At 62.0% G+C, this 23,109-nt stretch carries 17 protein-coding genes; 8 read left to right on the top strand and 9 right to left on the bottom strand.

What is annotated here, in order from left to right; translation table 11 throughout:
- Positions 1 to 12: 12 nt before the first annotated feature.
- From B5F90_RS00950 to B5F90_RS00935, 4 genes are all read left to right on the top strand, one after another.
- Positions 13 to 2,655, top strand: a complete 2,643-nt coding sequence (locus tag B5F90_RS00950; protein WP_087360111.1) for a BACON domain-containing carbohydrate-binding protein — start codon at positions 13 to 15, stop codon at positions 2,653 to 2,655.
- A gap of 84 nt (positions 2,656 to 2,739) precedes the next feature.
- Positions 2,740 to 6,075 (top strand): SusC/RagA family TonB-linked outer membrane protein, encoded by a 3,336-nt coding sequence (locus tag B5F90_RS00945; RefSeq protein ID WP_087360108.1) that lies wholly within the window; start codon positions 2,740 to 2,742, stop codon positions 6,073 to 6,075.
- A gap of 13 nt (positions 6,076 to 6,088) precedes the next feature.
- Positions 6,089 to 7,759, top strand: coding sequence for a SusD/RagB family nutrient-binding outer membrane lipoprotein (locus B5F90_RS00940; RefSeq protein ID WP_087360643.1), 1,671 nt, complete (start codon positions 6,089 to 6,091; stop codon positions 7,757 to 7,759).
- 21 nt (positions 7,760 to 7,780) lie between these two features.
- Positions 7,781 to 9,478: a BACON domain-containing protein gene (locus tag B5F90_RS00935; protein WP_087360106.1), complete on the top strand. Its 1,698-nt coding sequence runs from the start codon at positions 7,781 to 7,783 to the stop codon at positions 9,476 to 9,478.
- A 120-nt stretch (positions 9,479 to 9,598) separates the two neighbouring features.
- Here B5F90_RS00935 and B5F90_RS00930 read toward each other — a convergent pair whose 3' ends face one another.
- From B5F90_RS00930 to B5F90_RS00920, 3 genes are all read right to left on the bottom strand, one after another.
- Positions 9,599 to 9,889, bottom strand: a complete 291-nt coding sequence (locus B5F90_RS00930) for a DUF721 domain-containing protein (RefSeq protein WP_234025738.1) — start codon at positions 9,887 to 9,889, stop codon at positions 9,599 to 9,601.
- Positions 9,886 to 10,974 (bottom strand): DNA replication and repair protein RecF, encoded by a 1,089-nt coding sequence (gene recF, locus B5F90_RS00925; RefSeq protein WP_087360103.1) that lies wholly within the window; start codon positions 10,972 to 10,974, stop codon positions 9,886 to 9,888. Before recF ends, B5F90_RS00930 begins: the two co-directional genes overlap by 4 nt.
- Before the next feature lie 113 nt (positions 10,975 to 11,087).
- Positions 11,088 to 11,978: an AraC family transcriptional regulator gene (locus B5F90_RS00920; protein ID WP_087360100.1), complete on the bottom strand. Its 891-nt coding sequence runs from the start codon at positions 11,976 to 11,978 to the stop codon at positions 11,088 to 11,090.
- A 150-nt stretch (positions 11,979 to 12,128) separates the two neighbouring features.
- Here B5F90_RS00920 and B5F90_RS00915 point away from each other — a divergent pair, with 150 nt between their 5' ends.
- The 3 genes from B5F90_RS00915 to ribH all read left to right on the top strand — a co-directional run bounded on the left by B5F90_RS00915 (position 12,129) and on the right by ribH (position 14,151).
- Positions 12,129 to 12,800, top strand: coding sequence for a DUF6198 family protein (locus B5F90_RS00915; protein ID WP_087360097.1), 672 nt, complete (start codon positions 12,129 to 12,131; stop codon positions 12,798 to 12,800).
- Between the two features lie 121 nt (positions 12,801 to 12,921).
- Positions 12,922 to 13,605 carry a tetratricopeptide repeat protein gene (locus B5F90_RS00910; protein WP_087360094.1) on the top strand — a complete coding sequence of 228 codons (684 nt, stop codon included), beginning with the start codon at positions 12,922 to 12,924 and terminating at the stop codon, positions 13,603 to 13,605.
- 15 nt (positions 13,606 to 13,620) lie between these two features.
- On the top strand, positions 13,621 to 14,151 hold the full coding sequence (gene ribH, locus B5F90_RS00905; RefSeq protein WP_087360091.1) for a 6,7-dimethyl-8-ribityllumazine synthase: 531 nt from the start codon (positions 13,621 to 13,623) through the stop codon (positions 14,149 to 14,151).
- 523 nt (positions 14,152 to 14,674) lie between these two features.
- Here ribH and B5F90_RS00900 read toward each other — a convergent pair.
- The 3 genes from B5F90_RS00900 to B5F90_RS00890 form a co-directional block, all read right to left on the bottom strand.
- The gene (locus tag B5F90_RS00900) at positions 14,675 to 15,862 is read right to left on the bottom strand and encodes an OmpA family protein (RefSeq protein ID WP_087360088.1); all 1,188 of its coding nucleotides are present in this window, start codon (positions 15,860 to 15,862) and stop codon (positions 14,675 to 14,677) included.
- Between the two features lie 185 nt (positions 15,863 to 16,047).
- A complete protein-coding gene (locus B5F90_RS00895) occupies positions 16,048 to 18,600 on the bottom strand; it encodes an adenosylcobalamin-dependent ribonucleoside-diphosphate reductase (protein ID WP_087360085.1) in 2,553 nt (850 codons plus the stop codon).
- A gap of 189 nt (positions 18,601 to 18,789) precedes the next feature.
- Positions 18,790 to 19,164 carry a RidA family protein gene (locus tag B5F90_RS00890; RefSeq protein ID WP_087360082.1) on the bottom strand — a complete coding sequence of 125 codons (375 nt, stop codon included), beginning with the start codon at positions 19,162 to 19,164 and terminating at the stop codon, positions 18,790 to 18,792.
- Positions 19,165 to 19,317: 153 nt separating this feature from the next.
- Between B5F90_RS00890 and B5F90_RS00885 the strand changes: the two genes are divergently transcribed.
- Positions 19,318 to 19,764 (top strand): META domain-containing protein, encoded by a 447-nt coding sequence (locus B5F90_RS00885; RefSeq protein ID WP_087360079.1) that lies wholly within the window; start codon positions 19,318 to 19,320, stop codon positions 19,762 to 19,764.
- Positions 19,765 to 20,049: 285 nt separating this feature from the next.
- On the opposite strand, the gene B5F90_RS00880 is transcribed toward B5F90_RS00885, so the two are convergent.
- The 3 genes from B5F90_RS00880 to B5F90_RS00870 all read right to left on the bottom strand — a co-directional run bounded on the left by B5F90_RS00880 (position 20,050) and on the right by B5F90_RS00870 (position 23,101).
- Complete coding sequence (locus tag B5F90_RS00880) at positions 20,050 to 21,048, bottom strand: malate dehydrogenase (protein WP_087360076.1); 999 nt, start codon at positions 21,046 to 21,048, stop codon at positions 20,050 to 20,052.
- Between the two features lie 346 nt (positions 21,049 to 21,394).
- Positions 21,395 to 21,991, bottom strand: a complete 597-nt coding sequence (recR, locus tag B5F90_RS00875; RefSeq protein ID WP_087360073.1) for a recombination mediator RecR — start codon at positions 21,989 to 21,991, stop codon at positions 21,395 to 21,397.
- Between the two features lie 228 nt (positions 21,992 to 22,219).
- The gene (locus B5F90_RS00870; protein WP_087360070.1) at positions 22,220 to 23,101 is read right to left on the bottom strand and encodes a tetratricopeptide repeat protein; all 882 of its coding nucleotides are present in this window, start codon (positions 23,099 to 23,101) and stop codon (positions 22,220 to 22,222) included.
- Positions 23,102 to 23,109: the final 8 nt, after the last annotated feature.

Genomic DNA, 23,109 nt, shown 5'->3' with positions numbered 1-23,109 from the left:
AAATCATAACCCATGAAAAGATTACGCAACAAATGGTTTCTGCCGCTCTTCTGCGCAGCGCTCCTGGCAACGGGAGGCTGCTCGGAGGACGAGACGGAGAGCAGTTCGCGCGAGCCGCTGCCCCCGACCATAACCACCGAGAACATACCCGACCAGGGCTTCTCGTTCCTCTATACGGCACAGGAGCCCCAGACCTTCCTGCTGAGCAGCGACGCCCCGTGGGAAATCACCAAGACGGAGGGCTGGTTTGTCGTCACCCCCAAGGAGGGTGAGGCCGGCACCGGGCTCGAAATCTCGGTCATTGCCAACGAGAACACGGGCGAGGAGCGCACGGGTGAATTCACCATCCGCGCCAACAGCGGCAACCACCTCCATCCGGTCTACACCGAGATGACGGTCCAGCTGCGTCAGGACGCCTTCAACGCCGCAGGACTTACCGTCGAGGGGATAACCGACGACCAGATGGTCTTCATGGCCGAAGAGTCGGCTCCGACGACGTTCTACGTAACGGGCTCCTTCGACTGGACCATCACCCTGAGCGACGACTCGTGGGTGAGCGTCTCGCCGATGCAGGGCACGGCTCTGGAGCGCACGGCCGTCCGCGTGACCCCGACGCCCAGCACCGACCGCCAGCGCCACGAGGCCACGATGACCATCACCGTTGCCGACCCGGCACTCTCGGAGAACACCGCGACGCGTGAAATCAAGCTCATCCAGATGCCGCCCGCCGACACGCACCCCGAAGGCACCGTCTTTCTGAAGGACGACTTCAGCTGGATTACCGCAAACTGGGTTGAGCCCTACACCAAGTACGGCTGGCCGTCGGTTGCCATCGACGGCAAGAACAACAACGAATTCGCACTGACCAACTCGTCGATTGCACCGGTGGTTGCCGAGAAGGGCTACACCACCAGCGCTTCGGTCTATGCCCGCTACGAGGGACACATCAAGCTGGGCAAGACGGCCACCATGGGCTCCATCACCACGCCCGCCCTTTCCGGCATCGACGCCGACAAGGCGGCAACGCTGCTCGTGCAGTTCGACGCTGCAGCCTACTCTTCGGCCGGCGGAACGGTCGACAACGGCGACACGCACTTCTATGTATCCGTCACGCCTCCGGCCACCATCGGCGACCTGGAGCAGAGCGAGGCAGCCATCGAGGTGACCAACGTCTGGAGCTGGAAACGCTACTCGGTACTCGTCTACGGAGCAACCTCCCAGACGCAGATTACCTTCGGCAGCGAGCGTACGGTCAAGTGCCGCCTCTATCTGGACAACATCTCCATCACGCGTGCAGCCGATGAAGGGGCCGAGGCTCCCGCACCCGAGGATGTGGAGACGCCGCTCGACAAGGAGATTGTCGACAACTCGCCCGCAGGAACCTACAACGCATCGAACGAGGTTTCGAAGGAGGGTGCCACGCTGCTCTACTCCGTCCGCGTGAACAAGGCATGGAGCGCCCAGAGCGACTGCGACTGGCTCACCATCACGGCCGTACGCTGCGGCTCGACCGGTACGGGCACCGACAACGGCGCATCGCTCTCGAACGGCGTCGCCACGGTTTCGGGCACGGCTCTTCCCTACAACCAGACGCTTCTGAGCGTGAGCGAAAACAAGACGACCGAGGCCCGCACGGGTCACATCACCATCCAGGCCGAGGGTCAGACCATCGAGACGATTACCGTGAAGCAGGAGGCCGGTGACCCCGCCAGCTTCGACATCACGGGACTTGCCGGCAACAGCCTCTCGCTTGCCGCCGACCCCGCATCGAGCGATGCAAGCGTAACCTTCACCGTGAAGGGTACCCACGACTGGAAGGCCACGGTACCCTCGGATGAGAGCTGGTACACGGTATCGCCCCTGCAGGGAGCCGCCGGAGAGGCCGTCGAGGTGACCGTAAGCGCCGTCGAGAAGAACGAGGGCGCCGCACGCACCGGGTCGTTCAACCTCCGCATGGAGCCCGCCGGACTGGAGCCCGTCACCGAGACCATCACCGTGACGCAGAACTCGCCCGAGGAGATGTGGGACCTCGCAACTCCCGTCCAGTGGAACTTCTCCGCCGACAACATGGGCAACTACAAGGAGTTCTTCGAGGGCCTGGCCAGCGACCCGACCGCCAAGAACGCACTTCCGGCCGACCAGGGTCCGGGCTACATCTCCTTCTCGCACAACTATCCGGGTCTGCCCGAAGAGTGCGAGCGTCTGGTCGGCAGCACGGGCCATCCCTACATAACCGGTGCATGGCCGGGTGACTACTGGAGCTTCCGCGTACCCGTCGCCTCGCTCGCAGCCGGGACGAAGATTCACTTCACGGGCCTGACCCGCACATCCAAAACCGGACAGAAGTACTGGAAACTGGTCTACAACGACGGCGGTGAGTGGAAGCCTGCCGCAACGCTTCTGACCAAGGAAGTCAACGGCCAGACGGTCGAGTACACGCATGCCATGGCAGACGACGGAAAAACGAACATCGGTGTGGATGTCACGGTGACCTACTCCAACGCCATCACCAGCGGCAACGTCGAGTTCCGCTTCATCTGCATGGCCAACGCACAGTCGAGCAACGAAGCGGCACTTTCGGCACCCAACGGCGGCACGAGCCGCTGGGCCGGCGCCGGAACGGCCGACAGCCCGCGCATCGAAGTGGTGCACTAACCAGCCGAATACCGGGGCGACGGAGACTCCGTCGGGCAGCCGTCGCCCCGTTTCCATCCGAACTAATAAACAAAGAAACGCGATATGAAGCTAAAATTTTACCTAAGGAACTTACTCGCGACCCTCGTGCTCGTACTGATTGCGGGCAGCGCATGGGCGCAGAGCCGACGCGTTACGGGTATCGTCTACGACACGGACGGCAAAACGCCGATGGTCGGAGCCACGATTCTGGTCAAGAACACGACCAACGGCGTCATCTCGGGTATCGACGGCAGCTACACCATCGAGGTGCCGGGCGACGATGCCACCCTGATTTTCCAGTCCCTGGGCTACGACTCGCAGGAGATTACGGTCGGCCCCCGCACACGCCTCGACGTAACGCTCAAGGAGGCTTCGCAGAAGATTGACGAAGTGGTCGTGACGGCCCTCGGTCTGACCCGCTCCGAGAAATCGGTGGGTTACGCCATCTCGAAGGTCGACGGCGACATCCTCACGCAGTCGACCACCTCGAACTGGGTGAGCAACCTCAACGGCAAGGTGGCCGGTCTGACCATGTCGTCGGCCGGTACGGGCCCCGGCGGCACGATGCGTGTCACGCTGCGCGGCGACTCGTCGCTCAACTACGGCGCCAACGAGGCACTCTACGTCATCGACGGTATTCCGATGATGAGCAACACGGTCGCTTCGGGCTCGGGCGCCAACTACGCCAACTCGGATGCCCCGGTGGACTTCGGTAACGGCGTGACGGACATCAACCCCGACGACATCGAGAGCGTCTCGGTGCTGAAGGGCCCGGCCGCAGCCGCCCTTTACGGTTCGATGGCCCAGAACGGCGTCATCCTCATCACCACCAAGCGCGGCCGCGAGCAGAAGGGTATCGGCGTGACCTACAACGGTACGGTATCGTTCGAGAAGGCCGGCTTCTGGCCCGACTTCCAGACCGAGTACGGACCTTCGGCCGTCACCACGTCGCTGACCAACCGCGAGGCTTCGGCCTGGGGTCTTCCCGCCTCGATGACCGACGACGGCGTCGCCGTTCGCCAGCAGATTTCGCGCTACACCTACGGTGAGCACTTCGACCCCAACAAGATGCGTTACCTCTATCTGTCGAAGAACTGGGAGACGGGCGAGTTCACCCGCCTGCCGTGGGTCTATGCCGACGACTGGTATACGGGCCTCTTCGAGACGGGCGTGACGTGGACCAACAGCGTCACCATCGACGGCTCGACGGGCAAGGGCACCAGCGCCCGCTTCTCGTTCACCGACACGCGCAACGACTGGATTATGCCCAACACGGGGTACAACCAGCAGTCGTTCGCCCTGGCGCTGAACCAGAAAATCAGCAAGCGCATCCAGTTCTCGGCCAAAGTCAACTACATACGCAAGGACAGTGACAACATGCCCATGTCGGGTTACAGCCAGGCATCGCCCATGTACGGCCTTATCTGGGGCTACAACGTCAACCCGATTTCGGCCTACCGCGACGAGTACATGAAGGGCCGCTACACGATGGCCAACTTCAATGCCGGTAACTCCGAGGACAAGTACAACGTCACCTCGGGTCTGGTCTACAACAGCCTCGAGGGCCACAACCCCTTCCGTACGCTCTACGAGGAGCTCAACAAGCTCGACCGCGACCGCATGTTCGGCAACGTGAACATCTCCTTCGAGATTCTCCCCGAGCTGACGCTCAACCTGCGCGGCGGCGTGGACATGAACATCGAATGGCGCTCGCAGCAGAAGCCCAAGATGTCGCTCGACTACCCCGAGGGTATGTACCGCACCAAGGAAATCCGCCAGTACGAGTACTCGTCGGACTTCCTGCTCAAGTACGACAAGAGCTTCTGGGACCGCTTCCACCTGACGGCAGCCTTCGGCGGCAGCACGCTGCGCAACAAGTACTACTCGATTACGACGGAGGCTTCGCAGCTGCTGGTCGAGGGCCCGGGCATGTACTCGTTCGCCAACTCGGCCGTAGCGCTTGACGTCTCGCCCTACCGCAGCAACAAGGCCATCCACAGCCTCTACGGCTTCCTGAACCTCTCGTGGGACGATACCTACTTCCTCGACGTGACGGCCCGCAACGACTGGTCGTCGACGCTCCACCCCACGCAGTGGTCCTACTTCTATCCTTCGGTGAGCGCCAGCATCCTGCTCGACAAGGCGCTGAAGTTCAACTCGCGCTGGGTCAACATGGTCAAGCTGCGCGCATCGTGGGCAAGCGTCGGTAACGACACGAGCGTCTTCTCGCTCTACCCCGACTACTCGACCACGGACTACCCCGGCGGATTCACGCTGCCCACCACGCTGCCCAACGCCCTGATTCGTCCCGAGAAGACCAACAGCTGGGAAATCGGTCTTGACACGAAGTTCTTCGAGAGCCGACTCAACATCGACCTGGCCCTCTACAAGACCTCGACCACCGACCAGATTATCAGCGCCTCGCAGAGTGCCGAAATCGGTGCCACGGCAATGAAGATTAACGCCGGCCGCATCGAGAACAAGGGTATCGAGGTTTCGTTCCGCGCCGTGCCGGTCCGCACGAAGGACTTCACGTGGGAAATCAACGGTAACTGGTCGCTCAACAAGAACAAGCTGTGCGAGCTGCAGGATGGCTGGGACCCCCAGACGCCGCTGCAGACCTCGACCTCGACGACCATCGGCGGACGTGTCTACATCTACTCCTACGTAGGTCAGGCCATGCACCAGATTTACGGTAAGGACTGGGTACGCGCCCCGGAGGGCTCCTACTACACCGACGAGAACGGCAAGCAGATTGACTGCTCGGGCATGCCCATCATCAACGAGAAGACGGGGTATCCCTCCTTCACCGACCCCGACCAGTACATCGCACAGGTCAACCCCGACTGGCGCGCCGGCTTCGGCACGACGCTCCGCTACAAGGGGCTCTCGCTGAGCGCCACCTTCACGGCACAGGTCGGCGGCAACGCCTACTCGGCAACCAACTTCGCACTCTCCTACCAGGGCAAGCTGAAGAACTCGCTCGAGGGACGTGACGACGGTCTGATTGTTCCGGGTGTCAACGCCGTGACCGACGCCGACGGCAACGTGACCTACAAGAAGAACACGACCATCACCGAGAACGTCTACACCTACTACCAGACCTACAAGTGGAACCGCGACAACGCCCGGACGAACACCTTCAGCACCGACTTCCTCAAGCTCAAGGAGCTGCGCCTGGACTATCAGCTGCCCGCCAACCTGGTCAAGAAGACGCGCTTCCTGCAGGGTGCTTCGATTGGCTTCTTCGCCACGAACCTCTTCTGCATCACCGACTGGCCGCAGTACGACCCCGAGGCTGCCAGCCTCGTGAACGGCACGGATATCTACCCCGGTATCGAGACCGTCACCTTCCCGATGACGCGCACCTACGGTTTCAACCTCAAACTTCAGTTCTAAAACGATGCAAGCCATGAAATACTTGAAACATACGCTCTACGCCGCCCTGGCCGCCCTGGCCGTGACGGCCTGCACGGGGGATTTCGAGGAGTACAACACCAACCCCAACAAGCTTACGCAGGGCTCCATCACCCCCATTTCGATGTTGGAACCGCTGCTCTACTCGGCTACCAACTCGTTCGACGACTACATGCTCGCCATCGCCAACGAGATTTCGCAGGTGACCGTCGCCAAGTCGACGCCGCGCCGCGAGCACTGCTACAACCTCAGCAACCAGAACTTCCAGCAAATCTGGAATCTCTGCTACAAGTGGGCCAAGAATGCCGACCACATGTATGAGCTGGCCGTCGACCAGAACCAGCCCAACTTCCAGGCCATCGGCCTCACGCTGAAGGTCTACTACATGTCCATCTGCACCGACATGTTCGGTTCGGTAGCCTACACCGAGGGTCTGCGCGGCGACGAGGGCATCCTCAAGCCCCACATCGACTCGCAGAAGGAGGTCTACGAGGCCATGATGGCCGACCTGGAGACCGCCAACTCGCTCTACGACCCCTTGCAGGAGATGGACGACCCGACCAAGGATGCCATCTATGCCGGTGATATCTCCAAGTGGAAGAAGTTCACCAATACGCTGCACCTGCGTCTTCTGATGCGTGTGAGCGGCCGCAACGACGCCTTCACTCCGACGGTCGGCGAACGCATCCGCACCATCATCGATGACCCGACGACCTATCCCGTCTTCACGTCGAACGCCGACAACGCGACGGTGAAGTTCTCGGGCACGGCAATCTACTACCGCAACTACTTCAACACCACCACCTTCCCCAACGACACGAGCCTTTCGGGCGACCACCACGTATCGAGCCAGTTCCTGGGCATGATTTACAATGCCGAGACGGGATTCGCCGACCCGCGCATGTACGTCTGGATTAAGCCGCGCTACGTCAACAACGAAATCCGCGAGATGGTGGGTGCCCTTTCGGGCTGCACCATCGAGTTCAACTCGAACTCGATTCGTTCGGACAAGGAGCCCTATCTGCACTACGAGACCCTCGTACGCGACACCAACCCCAACCACATGCTCGACTACGACGAGCTGCTCTTCATCAAGGCCGAGGCGGCGATGAAGGGGTGGATTTCGGGCGAAGCGAAGGAGTACTACGAGGCAGCCATCACGGCATCGTGCGAGAAGTGGAACGAGTACGGACAGTATGCCGCCTACCCGATGCTCAACGAATCGGGCACGCTGACCCTCTCGACCATCTCGATTGGCTCGAAGGAGATTTCCGCCTTCCTGGCCAGCGACGAGGGCAAGTGGGACGGCACCGAGCAGCGTCTGGCCGAGCAGAAGTGGCTGGCCCTGTTCTGGGTGGTCGGCTTCCAGATGTACCACGAGATGCGTCGCACGGGCTATCCCGAGTGCATGACCGGTGAGGGCACCATCGACCTGGGCTACACCGACGGCAAGTTCATCGCCCGTTACGCCTACCCGCAGATTGCCGTGGCCAACAACCGCGCCAACTACGAGGCTGCCTTTGCCGAGCAGGGCGCCACGCTGGCCGACAACAACATGATTCTGCCCGTATGGTGGAGCGGCCAGGCCGTCGCCAAGGATGCCGGTACGCCGTGGGAGCACTCCTTCCGTCACAACATCATTGCCGACGAGAGCCAAATCGAATAATCCTTCAACCGCAGAACGATTATGAAAACCATAGATTTATTCCGCAAGATACGCCGGGGGGCGGGCGTTGCAACGCTCCTGCTGGCAACGCTGTTCTCGGCGTCGTGCAACGACGACGACACGTCGACGGGAACACCCTATTTCCGACTCGAAAACGTGGTGGTGTCGAGCAAGATGGTCACCTCGTCGTCCGAACTGGGCTTCAACGTGGAGGCCATGGTCGGCGACCCGACGCTCGAGCTCATCCGCTACGACATCCGCTCGAACTGCGACTGGACGGTCGAGGCCAACTCCGAGGATGCCGACTGGCTCCTCATCTGGCCCGACCACGGGTCGCGTGACGGCAAGGTACGCTTCTGCGTAACGGACAACGACAACCCGCTGCCGCGCTCGACGACGGTCGTATTCCGCTACGCCGACGGCCGCCAGACCGAGGCTACACTGGCGGTGGTACAGGCAGCCAACGTTCCGCACATCACCATCTCGGTCGACAACACGGCCACGACGGAGATTGTCGCCGGACGCGCCGCACAGAGCTACGACATCAACGTGAACGCCAACGTCGACTTCTTCTATTCGATGGAGCAGAACGACTGGGCGAAGCTCACCGAGACGGGCAACGGCACCTTCAAGCTCGAGGTTGCGGCCTATCCCGAGCAGCCGACCGAGCTCGAGCGCAGCTGCGCCATCACCTTCGAGGGCGTAGGCGAGTACAAGTCGACGACCAACCGCATCGACATCCTGCAGACGATTCGCCCGAAGATTGAGGTGACGAGCGAGGACCTCGACACGTCGGACAACTCGCTGCCTCCCTTCGCCGCACAGGGCGCCAAGCCGCTCTCGATAACCATCAAGTCCAACTGGGACTGGACGGCCACCACGGAGGCCGACGCCTGGTACAGCGTATCGCCCGCTGCGGGTGAGGCCGACCAGGAGTACACGCTCACCATCACGCCGACCGACAACACGGGCGACATGCGCTACGGCATGGTATCCATCCGCACGGCCGAGGTGCTGGGCGTGAGCGCCACCTTCGACATCACGATTTCGCAGGAGACCGGCGCCGGGTCGAGCGCTCCGATGACGGGTCTGGACAGCCCCGTGGAGTGGTTCTTCAACGGAGCTTCGGGCACCGACTACACCACGCCGACCAAACAGTTCGTCGAGGAGAACAACCTGCGCGCCGTCACGGGCGTCGGATACCTCTCCTACACGCACACCTACGTCGACAGCCAGGGTAACCCCGACCCCGACTGCGAGCGCTTCATCGGCGGTACGGGCCAGCCCTACATCACGGGTGCATGGCCGGGCGACTACTGGCTCTTCCGCGTACCGGTGAAGAACTTCAAGGCAGGCACCAACGTCCGCTTCTCGGGCGTCAGCCGCATCTCGGGTACGGGTCAGAAGTACTGGAGACTCGAGTACCTCGACGGTACGACGTGGAAGGCTGCTACCGAGCTGAAGACGGCCACCTTCAACGGTGAGGAGATTTCCTACACCCACATCCTGCCCACCAGCACGCCGAACCTGGAGGTATCGGCCACCGTATCCTTCAAGCGTGCAATCCCCGACGGCGAGGTACAGTTCCGCTTCATCTGCGCCGCCAACTGCACGGGAGGCAACCTGGCACTGGAGAACCCCAACGGCGGTACGTGCCGCTGGGCAAGCTCCGAGGATACGGGCTACAAGGACAGCCCGCGCATCGAGGTTGTCGAGTAACACCCCGCACTCAGCAGACAGAAAGTCCGGTGCTCCAGATGGAGCACCGGACTTTTTTTGCATAAGGAGCATCGCGGCGGCTGTACCGAACATGGACACGCCCCGTCTCCCTCCCCCGGGTCAGCGGACGACCACCGAGCGGACGAGTGCCACCCCCGAGCGGCGGTTGATTTCATCGCGCAGCGCCTCACGCTGGTAGAGCAGCTCGGAGCGCAGCACGCTCGAGCGCAGCGTGACGTAGAGCACGCCCCGCTCCAGGCGCAGAGAGGTTGTCTGGGCAGCGGCCGCCTCACCCACGATGGCACGCCACGTATCGGGCAGCTTGCCTTCGGCCACCTTGGCGGCAACGTAGGGGCGCTTGAAGAACTCCTCCAGCAGGTCGCCCATCAGCATGGTCTTCGTCCGTCTCATTGTTTGATGGTTCCATGCTCGACCTCGAAAAGGGTATAGTCGGCGCCTGCGCGGTCGAGAATCGTACGCAGACGCGTCGGGTTACAGTCTGAAATGAAAATCTGCCCGAAGCGCTCCTCCGACACCAGGCGGATGAGCTGCTCGACGCGGCCGGCATCGAGCTTGTCGAAGAGGTCGTCGAGCAGCAGAATGGGGCGCTCGCCGCAGGCCTCGGCCACAACGGCGTACTGCGCCAGCTTGAGGGCAATGAGGAAGGACTTCTGCTGCCCCTGCGAGCCGTACTTGCGCAGCGGATAGCCGCCGATGCGGAGCACCAGGTCGTCGCGGTGGATACCCGAGGTGGTGAACTCGTTGGCCAGGTCGCGGGCGCGCGAGGCGAGCAGCAGCTCCTCGAAGGGGCGGTCGTTCAGCTCCGAACGGTACGTGAGCTCGACCTGCTCGCTGTCGCCCGAAAGACGGCGGTAGCACTCCTCGACGAAGGGCCTCAGGCGGGCGACATACTCGCCGCGCCGCGCATGGATGAGCCGTCCTTGCTCGGCGAGCTGGCGGTCGTAGATGGAGAGCATCGTCTCGTCGGGCATGTGCTTGAGCAGCCGGTTGCGCTCGGCCAGCACGGCGTTGTAGCGCATGACGGCCGCCAGATAGGGACGGTCGAGCTGCGCGATGAAGCCGTTGAGGTAGCGGCGCCGCTCGTCGGCCGCATCGCTGATGAGCGCCGAGTCGGCCGGCGAGACAATCACCACGGGGACGAGCCCCACGTGGTCCGACAACCGCTCGTACTCCTTGCCGTTGCGCTTGAGCACCTTGCCCCCCTTGCGGGCAAAGGAGCAGGAGACCTGCTCGGTGCGTCCGGCGTCGGTCAGGTAGCTCCCCTCGACCACGAAGAAATCTGCGCCGTGGCGGATGCTCTGACCGTCGGTCATGCCGAGCGACGACTTGCACATCGAGAGGTAGTAGACCGCCTCCATGATGTTGGTCTTGCCGGCGCCGTTGTCCCCCACGAAGCAGTTGACGCCGGGGCAGAGCCGGAGCTCCTCCTGGGCAACATTCTTGAAGTTGAGCAGCGATAGTCTCTTGAGATACATGGCCAATCGGACATTATGCAGGTGCGCCTCCGGCGCGCCGTTTCAGGTACAAAGATACGACAAGCGGCAGGGACCGCCAAATTTATTTCAACCGCCAACGGAATCTGACGCAATCAGACTCCACGGCTACGGCGGAAGGCGAGCGGCGTGCAGCCCACATGGCGGCGGAAAAACTTGCAGAAGACGGCCGCATCGCCGAAGCCCAGCTGCGCCGCCACCTCACCCACCTGCAGCGTCGTCGTGAGGAGCAGGTTGCGCGCCTCCATGAGCTGCAACTCGCTGAGGATTTCGTTCACGCTGCGCCCCGTCTCGGCCCGCAGCACGCGCGTCAGATACTGCCGGCTCACGGCCAGCCGGTCGGCATAGAAGCCCACGGAGTGCTCCTCACGGAAGTGCTTCGTCGCCAGGGCGTGGAACTCACGCAGCAGTCGGTCGCGGCGGCTCACATGTTCGCGCACCACCGTCTTGTGCGACAGCCAGTCGGCCACATCGAGCAGCAGTGCCTCGCAATGGACCTGCACCCTGCGCCGCAGGAAGCGGTGGTCCGAATCGAGCAGCGACATCAGCGCTTCGAGCTCGCTGCGCAGATGCTCGGCGGCATAGGGGCTCAAACGGAGCGTGCAGTCGTCGTCGCGGCGCATGGTGAGCAGCAGCTGCGCAACGATGCGCGACAGGGCCGGCTCCTCGGCCCAGAGCGACTCGGAGAGCGACAACGCCATATACTCGAGGTCGGAGGACAAACTGCGGTGGTCGGTCAGATAGTCCGGACCGTGCAGCAGGACGGTTCCTGCCGACAACGATACGGGACGCCCGTTGAGGCGGATTTCGGAGTGTCCCGCGGTGAGCAGCACCAGCATCAGCTCGCGGTTAAAGTACCGCTCGTTGTGCGGATAACGACGGTTGTCAAAATTGCCCACAAAACAGACAACCTCGTCGTCCAGATGCGGCAGCTGAGGCCAGTGATGCAGCAGCTGCGCATTATCGTAGGTTCGCAATTCACTCATCGGGCGGTTGGTTTTACTCTATAAAGGTACGATTTATTTCCCGATTGACAAAAAAAGGACGGATACGGTCAATACTTTTTGCCCAAAAAGCAAGACCTTTGCAGGCTGGAACCGGTCCTGACCGGCCCTTCCCCAAAAAAGATTCTGCCCATGGAACCGAAACAGCTGGCCAAACGCTACGCCATCTTCATCGCAGGGCTCTACTTTCTGGCCCTCGGCATCGTCCTCATCGTCCGCTCGTCGCTCGGGACGACCCCCATATCGAGCGAAAACTACGTGCTGAGTCTGCACACGACCCTCACGCTGGGCTGGTGGACCTTTCTGACGAACCTCATCCTCATGGGCGGGCAGTTCTGGCTGCTGCGCGGCCGCACGACCCGCCGCGACACGGTCGAGATACTGCTGCAGTTCCCCTTCTCGTTCATCTTCGCCCTCTTCATCGACCTCAACATGGCACTCACCGAAGGGCTCGTTCCGGCAGGCTACGCCGCCTCGCTGGCGCTGCTGCTCTTCGGCTGCCTCGTGCAGTCGGTAGGCGTGGTGCTCGAGCTCAAGCCCCGCGTGGCGATGATGAGCGCCGAGGCCTTTGTCAAATACGCCGCACAGCGCTACGGGCGGGAGTTCGGCCGTGTCAAGGTGGTGTTTGACATCACGCTGGTGCTCATCGCCGTGGTGCTCGGACTGCTCTTCTCGGGGCGCATCGAGGGGGTTCGCGAGGGTACGGTCATTGCCGCCTGCATCACCGGCTACATCGTCTCGTTCCTCAACACGCGGGTGATGACGCGCCGCACGCTCGGACGGCTGCGTTCGGCACTGAAATAGGCCCACTTCGGCACGCCGCACAGGGCAAAAAAATCGGAGCACGGCATTGTACTTTGTGAATAGTTTTGTATCTTTGCTGCCTACTGTATGAAATTATAAACCCAAAACACCGATATTTTCTATGGCAAAGGAGCAAGTCGCCGGGCAGGAAGCTCTCGGCACGGCGATGAACAAAACGGAATTTTTCTTCGAGAAGAACGGCAAACTGATGTCGTACATTTTCCTCGGACTGCTCATCCTGGCAGCCCTCATCTTCGGATACCGCACCCTCATCGTGCAGCCGCGTGCCGAGAAGGCCGCCGAGATGATTGCCCAGGCACAGGCCCGCTTCGAGGCCGAGAACCCCGACTATGAGCTGGCCCTGAACGGCGACGCCAACGGCGCCGGTTTCCTCGACGTCATCGACCAGTACGGCTCGACCCCCTCGGGCAACCTGGCCAAGCACTACGCCGGCATCTGCTACCTGAAGAGCGGCGATGTGGAGCAGGCAGCCCTCTATCTGGCGAAGTTCTCCCCCGTGAAGGGTCTTCCCGGCGCGCTGATTAACGCCCAGAACTACGGGCTGCAGGGCGACGTAGCCGTCGAGCAGGGCAACTATGCCGCAGCGGTGAAGTTCTACGAGAAGGCCGTCAAGGCAGCCGACAACAACATGACCGCTCCGCTCTACCTGCGCAAGGCAGGTCTGGCCGAGAAGGCCCAGGGCAACAACGAGCGTGCTGCCGCACTCTTCCAGCGCATTCTGGACAACTACCCCTCGTCGATGGAGGCCCGTGAGGCCGAGAAACTCCTCGGAAGCATCAACTAACAAGGGAGCAACCACATGGCAACGAAAAACCACAACCTCTCGCAGTTCGATTCGCCGCTGCCTTCGGCCGCCGACATGCGCTTCGGCATCGTCGTGGCCGAGTGGAACCGCGAAGTGACCGAGGCGCTGCTCGAGGGCGCCGTCAGGACGCTGCGCAGCGCCGGCTGCCCCGACATCAACATCCAAATCAAGTATGTCCCCGGCACGTTCGAGCTCTCGCTCGGCGCCCAGTTCTTCGCCGAGTATACCGACGTGGATGCCGTCATCGCACTGGGCTGCGTCGTGCAGGGCGACACGCGCCACTTCGACTTCATCTGCCAGGGCGTAACGCAGGGCATCACCCAGCTCCAGATTCAGTGGAACATGCCCATCGCCTTCGGTGTGCTGACGGTCAACGACATGCAGCAGGCACTCGACCGCTGCGGCGGCCGTCTGGGCAACAAGGGTGACGAGGCCGCTGCCGCCGCCATCCAGATGGTGAAGCTCCAGATTGACATGGAGGCCGCATCGCCCAACCGCGAACCCGACCGCCGCAACATCAACTGACAAGGGCGGAGGTGCGGAAGCGCTCCATCCAACCCCAAACGAGGGACCGACAACCGTGTCGGTCCCTCGTTTTTTCATGCTCTCCTTCGAATTTGCGGCAGCAACAGCGCTACGCATCTCCATATCCGCAGGCCAGAGCCACTACTCCATCGCATCCCGACAACCCCATATCGCAGGCCCGACGCCTCTGCCGCATCCCAACAACCACAAACCGCAAACCACAGACACCACAGACACCACAGACACCGCAGACACCGCAGATAGCCCAAACGCCCGCACCCTGCTGCCGGGTCACACACCCCTTGAGCCGGAGACACGCCACTTCCATCCACAGCATCCTCCCTGCCCCACCCCTGCACCCAGCCGGGCGACACGCCCGGCACCACCCGGCAGGCTGCTTCCGGCGCCGGCCGACGGTCCCCTTCTCGAAAGCCGGCACACAGGCGACAAAAAAAGAGCGCATCCCGCTGCAGCGGAATGCGCCCGACCCGACGAAACCCGCCGGGAGGATATCGGTCGCCCGTTACTTGATAATCACCGAACGGTTGGCCTCCTTGAAGTCATAGGGGCTCTCCGAGTCACCCAGACCCTCGTAGGTCAGCTGCTTGGGGTTGACGCCGTTGGCCACCAGGAAGTCGTAAACGTTCTTGGCGCGGTTCTCGGCCACACGCTTGTTGCCGGCCGGCGTACCGGTCTGCTTGTCGGCATGGCCCTGAATCTTGTAGACACGCTCCTCGGGACCGTTCTTGATGACCTCAGCCATCAGCAGCAGACGGGTCTTCTCCTTCGAGGTGAGCTTCGACATGCTGTAGTCGTAGAAAATCACCGACATCGGGCTGGGATTGAGCTCCTGGGCGGCAGCTTGGGCAGCCTTCGCCTCGGCAGCACGGGCAGCGGCGTCGGCACGCTCGGCATCGGCACGCGCAGCCTCAAGTTCGCTGTTCAGACGCTCGTTCTCGGCCTTGGCCTCCTCCAGACGGGCATTGCCGTCGGCCACGGCGCGCTGGAAGGCCTCCACTTGCTCCTCGGTCACACCCGGCACACCACGCTCCCAGACGCGGCGGTTGAAGCGGTAGGTCACACCTGCCGTGGCACCCAGACCGAGCAGCACGGTGCTCGACGTCTTGGCCGGGCAGACGCGGTCGTGGGTGATGAAGCCCTTCAGCTCGAGGTTGATGTCGAAGGCGGGCGATACGCGGAACTTGTTCAGAAGGCCGTAGGCCACCGCGAAGTCATCCTGCGTCGAGGTTGCGAACTTCGACTGAATCTCGTCGGTGAAGTTGCTGACCATGTAACCGAAGCCGACGAAGGGGACGGCATAGTAGACCCGGTCGTCGCGATAGCCGCCAATCCAGTTCGAGAGGTTGACCGCCAGGTCGACGTGACCGAACAGGTAGGGCCATCTGGCCTTGCCCAGGTCGGGGTCGAAGTTACCGAGCTTGCCGCCCTGCAGCTGACCGCGGACTCCGAGCACGGGGTTGAGCCACTTCAGCAGCGAGACGTTGCCCTCGAAACCGAGCCGTTCGCCGAAACTTCCGGCGTTGGTGCCCGTCGTGAAGGCGGTTCCGGCTCCGAGGCCGACCGAAACCTCCCAGTTATCCCAAAAACCGTTGGTGACGAAACCCGACCAACTCGGATGCTTGGGTTCCTCACCTGCCGTTGCAGCGAAAGCCGTTGCAACCAAGACACATGTCAGGAATAGTTTTTTCATGCTTCTCATTTGATTTAAGTCCGAAACGAATATTAAAATTCTTTACAAATATAACGATAAATCTGCGGTTTACATATCGTGCACGCAAAAAAAGTCGGTCTCGGCACTAAAAAAAGGGGCCGGGATACGCATCCCGGCCCCTCTGCCGCCCGGAGAGGCCCATTTGCCCCTCCCGCTATGAGGCATCAACCGCACTTCGAATAGCCGCACGACATGCAGGTGATGCAACCGTTCTGGTAGGCCATGTTCTCCTGACCGCAGCTCGGGCACTTGCCCTTGGTCTTCGTGCCGTCGACGATATACTGCTTGAGCGCCCGGCAGACACCCGTCTTCCAGGTGTTGATGGACTCGCTGTCCAGATGGAGCGACTCGATGAGCGAAACGGTCTTCTCAATGGGCATGCCGTGGCGCAGCACACCCGAAATCAGCTTGGCATAGTTCCAGAACTCCTCGTTGAACAGACGCGAGATGCCGCCGATGGTGTTCGTATAGCCGTAGCGGTCCGTATACTGGAAGTCGTAGCGCTTCGTGCCGTCGGCCTCGCGCACCTTGATGATGTTGCCCTTGGTGATTTTGCGGGGGATGTACATGGCGTCCTCCTCGATTTTACCGGTGAAAATCTCGTAGGGGCGTCCGTCCTGCAGACCCACGAAGGCAATCCAGTCCTCCGAGCCGTTCTTGAAACGCACAATGTCGGCCGGAATCGACTTGGGACGCTTGAGCACCTGTCCGGGATGCTCCTCGCAGCGGGACTTCTTCTGCGAGTTCTTGTCGAGCAGCACGCCGTCGCGGCAGCCGTCACGGTAGACCGTCACGCCCTTGCAGCCGCTCTCCCATGCCGTCCGGTAGACCTGGGCCACCAGCTCCTCCGAAACGTTGTTGGGCAGGTTGACCGTCACCGAAATCGAGTGGTCGACCCACTTCTGGATTGCACCCTGCATCTTGACCTTGGCCACCCAGTCGATGTCATTGGCCGTGGCGCCGTGGTAGGGCGAGGCTGCCACCCAGCGGTCAAGCTCCGCATCGGAGATGGTCGCCAGCTTCGAGGTGTCGTAGCCATTAGCCTCAAGCCACTTGACGAAGTTGTGGTGGTAGACGTTGTACTCCTGGAACTTTTCGCCCGTCTCGTCGACGTAGTCCACATGCGTGTCCACGTCCGAGGGGTTAATCTTGCGGCGCCGCTTGTAGACCGTGCGGAAGACCGGCTCGATGCCCGAGGTGGTCTGCGACATGAGCGACGTGGTGCCCGTCGGGGCGATGGTCAGCAGGGCGATGTTGCGGCGTCCCTTCTCGGCCATCTCGGCGTAGAGCTCCGGGTCGGCCTCGCGGATGCGGGCAATCATCGGGTTGTTGCGCTCCTTCTCGGTGCTGTAGATGGGGAAGGCGCCGCGCTCGCCGGCCATCGTCACCGATGCGCGGTAGGCAGCCAGCGCCAGGGTCTTCTGCACCTCGACGGCGAAGTCGATGGCCTCGTCCGAGCCGTAGCGCAGCCCCAGAGCGGCCAGCATGTCGCCCTCGGCCGTGATGCCCAGACCCGTACGGCGGCCCTTGGTGGCCATCGTGCGGATTTTCTTCCAGAGGTTGAGCTCCACGCTGCGGATATCCTCGTCCTCGGGGTCAGCCTCGATTTTGGCGATGATGAGCTCGACCTTCTCCAGCTCCAGGTCGATGATGTCGTCCATCATGCGCATCGCCTTGTTCACATGCGATTTGAAGCGCTCGAAGTTGAAGCTGGCCTCCTTCGTGAAGGGTTTGTCCACATAGCTGAAGAGGTTGATGGCCAGCAGACGGCACGAGTCGTAGGGGCAGAGGGGAATCTCGCCGCAGGGGTTGGTCGAGACCGTCACGAAGCCCTCGTCGGCATAGCAGTCGGGGACGCTCTCGCGGATAATCGTATCCCAGAAGAGCACGCCGGGTTCGGCCGACTTCCAGGCGTTGTGGATAATCTTCTCCCACAGCTTGCGGGCGTCGATATCCTGCTGGTAGAGCGGCGCGGGCGAATTAATCGGGAACTGCTGGTGGTAGGGCTTGCCCTCGATGGCGGCACGCATGAACTCGTCGTCGATTTTGATGGAGACGTTGGCGCCCGTCACCTTGCCCGTGTCGACCTTGGCGTCGATGAAGCGCTCGGCGTCGGGGTGCTTGATGGAGAGCGTCAGCATCAGCGCACCACGGCGGCCGTCCTGCGCCACCTCGCGCGTCGAGTTGGAGTAGCGCTCCATGAAGGGGACGATACCCGTCGAGGTGAGCGCAGAGTTGAGCACCGGGCTGCCCGTGGGACGGATGTGCGAGAGGTCGTGACCCACGCCGCCGCGACGCTTCATGAGCTGCACCTGCTCCTCGTCGATGCGGAAGATGCCGCCGTAGCTGTCGGCCGGATGCTTGTGGCCGATGACGAAGCAGTTCGAGAGCGAGGCCACCTGCAGGTTGTTGCCGATGCCGGTCATCGGGCCGCCCTGGGGAATCACGTAGCGGAAGTGGTCGAGCAGTTCGAAAACCTCCTCCTTCGACATGGGGTTGGGATACTTCCGCTCGATGCGCTCGATTTCGGCGGCGATGCGCTCGTGCATCTGGCGGGGGGAAGATTCGTAGATATTGCCGAACGAATCCTTCAACGCATACTTGCTCACCCACACCGTGGCGGCCAGTTCGTCCCCGTCGAAGTATTTTTTCGATTCGGCAACCGCATCGTTGTAGGCAACTTTCTTCAAAGGTGCGGTTGTTTCGGTTTTTGACATATGATTTATCTTTTTCTCGGTTTATCAGTCAGTTGGAACACTTCGTCTCAAAATACGGTTTTACAAATTTGCCGTTTTTTTCGGTAAAAAACAATTAAAAGAAATCAATTTTATGAAAAGTTATCTACAGCACCGCAAAAAAACGCGCCCGGCCTCACCGGAGCGCGTTCGAGCCTGCAGCCCGCCGAATCAGCGAACCGCCACGGCGTCAATCTCGACGCTGGCGCCCATCGGCAGCCGGGCCACCTCATAGCACATGCGCGCCGGCATCTGCTGCGTGAAGAACTCGGCATAGACGGCGTTCATGGCGGCAAAGTCGCCCATGTCCTGCAGCAGCACGGTCGTCTTGACCACCGCCTCGAGCGAGCTGCCCGCCTCCTCGAGGATGTGGCGCAGGTTGGTCAGCGACTGGCGCGTCTGCGCCTCGATGCCTTCGGGCATACGGCCCGTCGAGGCGTCGATGGGCAGCTGCCCCGAAACGTAGATGGTGCCTGCCGCCTCGACGGCCTGCGAATAGGGACCCACGGCCTTGGGAGCCAGGGGCGATGCAATAATCTTTTTCATAGTGGAGGGTGGTTGTTTCGGACAAAGATACGGAATCGTCCGCTCATTTACAACCTCCGCCGGGTCGAATCGGAGGAAAAGCGTCCCCGAAGTTGTCCGTCCGCGGAACAATCCGTATCTTTGGGCTTCGAACGACCAAAAAAGACATACGTCATGAAACATCTTCTCTTCAAGAGCGGTCTGGCCGCACTGCTCGTGCTCTTCACAGCGGCGGGCTGCTGCCCCTGCCGCTCCTACCAGCGCCGCACGCAGCGGCCGCTCGTGGGGACCGAATGGCAGCTTATCCAGCTGGGCGGACGCCACTTCCAGCCCGAAGAGGGGCGCTACACGCTCTGTTTTCTGGAGGAGGAGCGGCGCGTGGCCGGCGTCGGCGCCTGCAACCAGCTGACGGGAAGCTACACGCTGGGCGAACGCCGCGCGCTGAGCATCTCGCCGCTCGCCTCGACACGCATGGCCTGCCCCGACGGAGCCGATGAAGCGGCCTTTGCCGAGGCCATCGAGTCGACCACCCACTACGAGATGGACGGTCCGATGCTGCTGCTGCTCTCCAACGGTGACCTGAAGGCGGTCTTCCAGGCCAAACCGGCCAAATCGGAATAGCGCCCGACCTCCGGAGGCACCGCCATTCCCGCGGTCCCGCGACTCTGCGGGTCAGAGGTTCCGCGGTCCGAAGACTCGGAGGTCCGAAGGCCCGGAGGTCCGAAGACCCGGAGGCTCCGGCCACGCCTCGGTCCACCCGGCCACCCCGGTTCCGCCAACGCTTCGTTCCGACCCGGTCCGCTCTGGTCCGCTCCGGTCCGCGTTCCGACAGTTCACCCCGCTCCACAACAAAGCCGGCCCCCCCTGACGGGAAGCCGGCTTCTTTTTGTCCGGAGGTGACTCCGATTACTTGAGGTTCGGGTTCAGCTCGCCCCACTTGTCCATAGCGGGCAGCACACCCATCTCAATCACCTCGTCACGCAGCGTGCAGAGGTGCTTGTAGCTCTCCTTCAGGGCTGCATGCTCCTCGGGAGTTCCCTTTACATCCTTGTAGTGGGCGCCGTTCTTCGTAATCTCGCACTCCATGGCCATCATGATGTGGTCGAACTCGCCGTTGTGTACATAAACACCGGCAGGATAGTCGAACGGTTTGCCGCCCATGGCTGCTGCAATCATGCAAATCGAGACGTATGCCGGGCTCTGGAACGACGAGCGGCCACGCAGGTCGATGATGTGCTTGCCGCCCTGGATGACGCGCTGCTGAAGTGCGTGCCAGTCCTCAACGGGCATCTTCGTGCCGATGAGCTCCGACAGGGGCTTGCCGGCAACCATCGTCGTCGATGCGAATACGGCCATCTGCTCGCCGTGGCCGCCGTACGTACGGCAGTTCTTCACCTCGTCGGGCGAAATCTTGAAGTACTTGGCCAGCTCCGAACGCAGACGCGTCGAGTCAAGAGCGGCGAGGGTGGTCACCTGCGAGGGCTTCAGACCCGAGTAAATCAGGGTAATGAGACCCGTGATGTCGGCCGGGTTGAAGATAACGACCACGTGCTTTACATCGGGGCAGTAGGCCTTGAGGTTCTTACCGAAATCCTCGGCAATCTGAGCGTTGCCCTTGAGCAGGTCCTCACGCGTCATGCCGGCCTTGCGGGCTGCACCGCCCGACGATACGACATAGGCAGCGCCCGTAAGAGCCTCCTTCACGTCGGTCGTCCAGGTGATGTTTACACCCTCGAAGGCGCAGTGGTAGAGCTCCTCGGCAACACCTTCCAGTGCGGGACCGAAGGGGTCATAGAGGCAAATGTTCGGCGTAAGGCGCATCATCAGAGCCGTCTGTGCCATGTTCGAACCAATCATGCCGGCTGCGCCGACGATGGTCAGTTTCTCGTTCGTCAGAAATTCCATAATCGTTCTGTTTTAAAAGTTGAACACCTATTTTTTGTAAAACGTCTTTCGTTTCTCTTTTCCATCATCCCGGCCTCCCGTCCCGACCTCCGCTTCGTCGGTCGTTTCCGGCGGCAGGTTCCTCAGTCCGGGAAGTCGCAGGCTGCCGTCGACACATTTCAGCACCAATCGCCGCTCATTCCGACGGCCCCGGCGGCACTTCCGCATCCAGACAGCCCCGACGGCACTTTCCGCGGCCCGGCAGCATCTTCAGCCACCCACCCGGCAGAACCTTTCGGCGGTCCGGGAGCCCCTGCGGGACTTCTCGCGGCCCGGCACCCTTCTCCCCGCCATGCGGCCCGGCACCCTACTCCACCTCGCGGCGGTTCATCAGCGCATGAGCGATGGTCAGCTCGTCGACGTACTCCAGCTCGTCGCCGAAGCCGATACCCCGGGCGATGGCCGTCACCTTCAGCCCCTCGAACTGCCTGAGGCGGTTCATCAGGTAGAAGAGCGTCGTCTCGCCCTCGACCGAGGTCGAGATGGCCAGAATCACCTCCGTCACGCCGCCCCGTGCGATGCGGTCGACAAGCAGGTCGATTTTCAGGTCCGAGGGGGCGATGCCCTGCATGGGCGAAATCACGCCGCCCAGCACATGGTAGAGCCCCCGGTACTGGTGCGTGTTCTCAATCGAGAGCACGTCGGCAACCTGTTCCACGACGCAGATGGTCGAGTGGTCGCGTTCGGGGTCCGCGCAGATGGGACAAATCTCCTCGTCGGAGAGGTTGTTGCACTGCGCGCAATACTTCACGTCGTCGCGGAAGCGGTTGATGCTGCGGGTCATGTCGTGGACCGATTCGGGCTCCATGCGCAACAGGTGGATGGCCAGCCGCAACGCCGTGCGGCGCCCCACTCCGGGCAGCTTCATCAGCTCGCCGACGACATCCTGAAGAAGTCGTGACAATGTCTTATCTCGTTCTAAACAGTTCTACATCTGCGGCCCGGGTCCAATCCTTCCGGGCCCAATCCTTCCAATTCCGAGCCTTCCAAGGCCGAACCTCCGGCCCATCTCCTTCCGAGGCCGAGCCTTCCGGCCCCACTCCTTCCGAATCCGAGCCTTCAGCCCAACTCCTCCCGGGTCCTCCATTCCGCCCCGGAGCCTGTATCTCCCCCCCCCGGCGCTGCCGCAGGGTCAGATGACCTCGATTTTCGAGCGCTCGAGCCACCCCTTCTTGCCGTCGGCAATGACCACCTCGCACCAATCATCCAGACGGTCGGTGACGGTCACCTTGGTCCCTTCGTGGAGCACGAAGAGGTCGGTCGACGACTTGTCGGGCGAACTCTTGACGGCCGTCGACGCGGTCATCACCACGGCCTGCGTGTCGTCAAGGATTTCATGCCGCTCGCCCGCTGCAAACCACGTTGTTACGACGAAGAGCAGGAAGGCCACGAGCGTTCCGTAGAAGCCCGCCTTGCGCAGCGGCAGCCGCTGTGCCAGCAGGTAGAGCAGGAAGAGCCCCAGCGCCGCCAGCAGCGCCACAAGCGAGAGGATGCTCCACGAGGTGCACCCCATCACGTGGCGCACGGCGCGCAGCCACGAGGCGAGGAAAAACTCCGGAATCGCCTCGATGTTATCCTTGGTCATCGCCTCGGCAACCCCCAGGTTGTAGCGGATGTCGTCGTTGCCCGGCGCCAAGCGCAGCGCGCGGTTGTAGTTGAGAATCGCCTCACCCAGCCGCTCGTCCTTGAAGCAGGCGTTGCCCAGGTTGTAGTAGAGCTTCGCCGAGCCGAGTCCGCGGGCCAAAATCTGATTGTAGACGTCGATGGCCGTATGGAAATCCGAGTTGATGTAGGCCGTGTTGGCCTTGTCCCACAACTGCGCCTCGGTCAGCGCCGTTTCCTTGTCCGCCGTCTGCGCCGCGGCGGCCGTTGCCGCCGCATCGCCCTCGGCCCCCTCGGCGGCGGCCGTCTGCACCGTATCCGGCACGCCCGCAAGCGAGTCGGCAGGCTCCGCAGCCCGGAGCGTCACCGCCATGCCGAGCAGCGCCACCGCGCAGATTGCATATCGTTTCATCGCTTTCA

Source organism: Alistipes sp. An31A (assembly GCF_002159425.1).
In the GTDB taxonomy this organism is placed as follows: Bacteria; Bacteroidota; Bacteroidia; order Bacteroidales; family Rikenellaceae; genus Alistipes; species Alistipes excrementigallinarum.
The sequence above is the reverse complement of the archived record's forward strand: the minus strand, read 5'-3'. Positions and strand labels throughout refer to the sequence as shown.

Coding starts and splice junctions, on each gene's coding strand:
- B5F90_RS00950 (WP_087360111.1), top strand. CDS start 13: ATGAAAAGATTACGCAACAAATGGTTTCTGCCGCTCTTCTGCGCAGCG.
- B5F90_RS00945 (WP_087360108.1), top strand. CDS start 2,740: ATGAAGCTAAAATTTTACCTAAGGAACTTACTCGCGACCCTCGTGCTC.
- B5F90_RS00940 (WP_087360643.1), top strand. CDS start 6,089: ATGAAATACTTGAAACATACGCTCTACGCCGCCCTGGCCGCCCTGGCC.
- B5F90_RS00935 (WP_087360106.1), top strand. CDS start 7,781: ATGAAAACCATAGATTTATTCCGCAAGATACGCCGGGGGGCGGGCGTT.
- B5F90_RS00930 (WP_234025738.1), bottom strand. CDS start 9,889: ATGAGACGGACGAAGACCATGCTGATGGGCGACCTGCTGGAGGAGTTC.
- recF (WP_087360103.1), bottom strand. CDS start 10,974: ATGTATCTCAAGAGACTATCGCTGCTCAACTTCAAGAATGTTGCCCAG.
- B5F90_RS00920 (WP_087360100.1), bottom strand. CDS start 11,978: ATGAGTGAATTGCGAACCTACGATAATGCGCAGCTGCTGCATCACTGG.
- B5F90_RS00915 (WP_087360097.1), top strand. CDS start 12,129: ATGGAACCGAAACAGCTGGCCAAACGCTACGCCATCTTCATCGCAGGG.
- B5F90_RS00910 (WP_087360094.1), top strand. CDS start 12,922: ATGGCAAAGGAGCAAGTCGCCGGGCAGGAAGCTCTCGGCACGGCGATG.
- ribH (WP_087360091.1), top strand. CDS start 13,621: ATGGCAACGAAAAACCACAACCTCTCGCAGTTCGATTCGCCGCTGCCT.
- B5F90_RS00900 (WP_087360088.1), bottom strand. CDS start 15,862: ATGAAAAAACTATTCCTGACATGTGTCTTGGTTGCAACGGCTTTCGCT.
- B5F90_RS00895 (WP_087360085.1), bottom strand. CDS start 18,600: ATGTCAAAAACCGAAACAACCGCACCTTTGAAGAAAGTTGCCTACAAC.
- B5F90_RS00890 (WP_087360082.1), bottom strand. CDS start 19,164: ATGAAAAAGATTATTGCATCGCCCCTGGCTCCCAAGGCCGTGGGTCCC.
- B5F90_RS00885 (WP_087360079.1), top strand. CDS start 19,318: ATGAAACATCTTCTCTTCAAGAGCGGTCTGGCCGCACTGCTCGTGCTC.
- B5F90_RS00880 (WP_087360076.1), bottom strand. CDS start 21,048: ATGGAATTTCTGACGAACGAGAAACTGACCATCGTCGGCGCAGCCGGC.
- B5F90_RS00870 (WP_087360070.1), bottom strand. CDS start 23,101: ATGAAACGATATGCAATCTGCGCGGTGGCGCTGCTCGGCATGGCGGTG.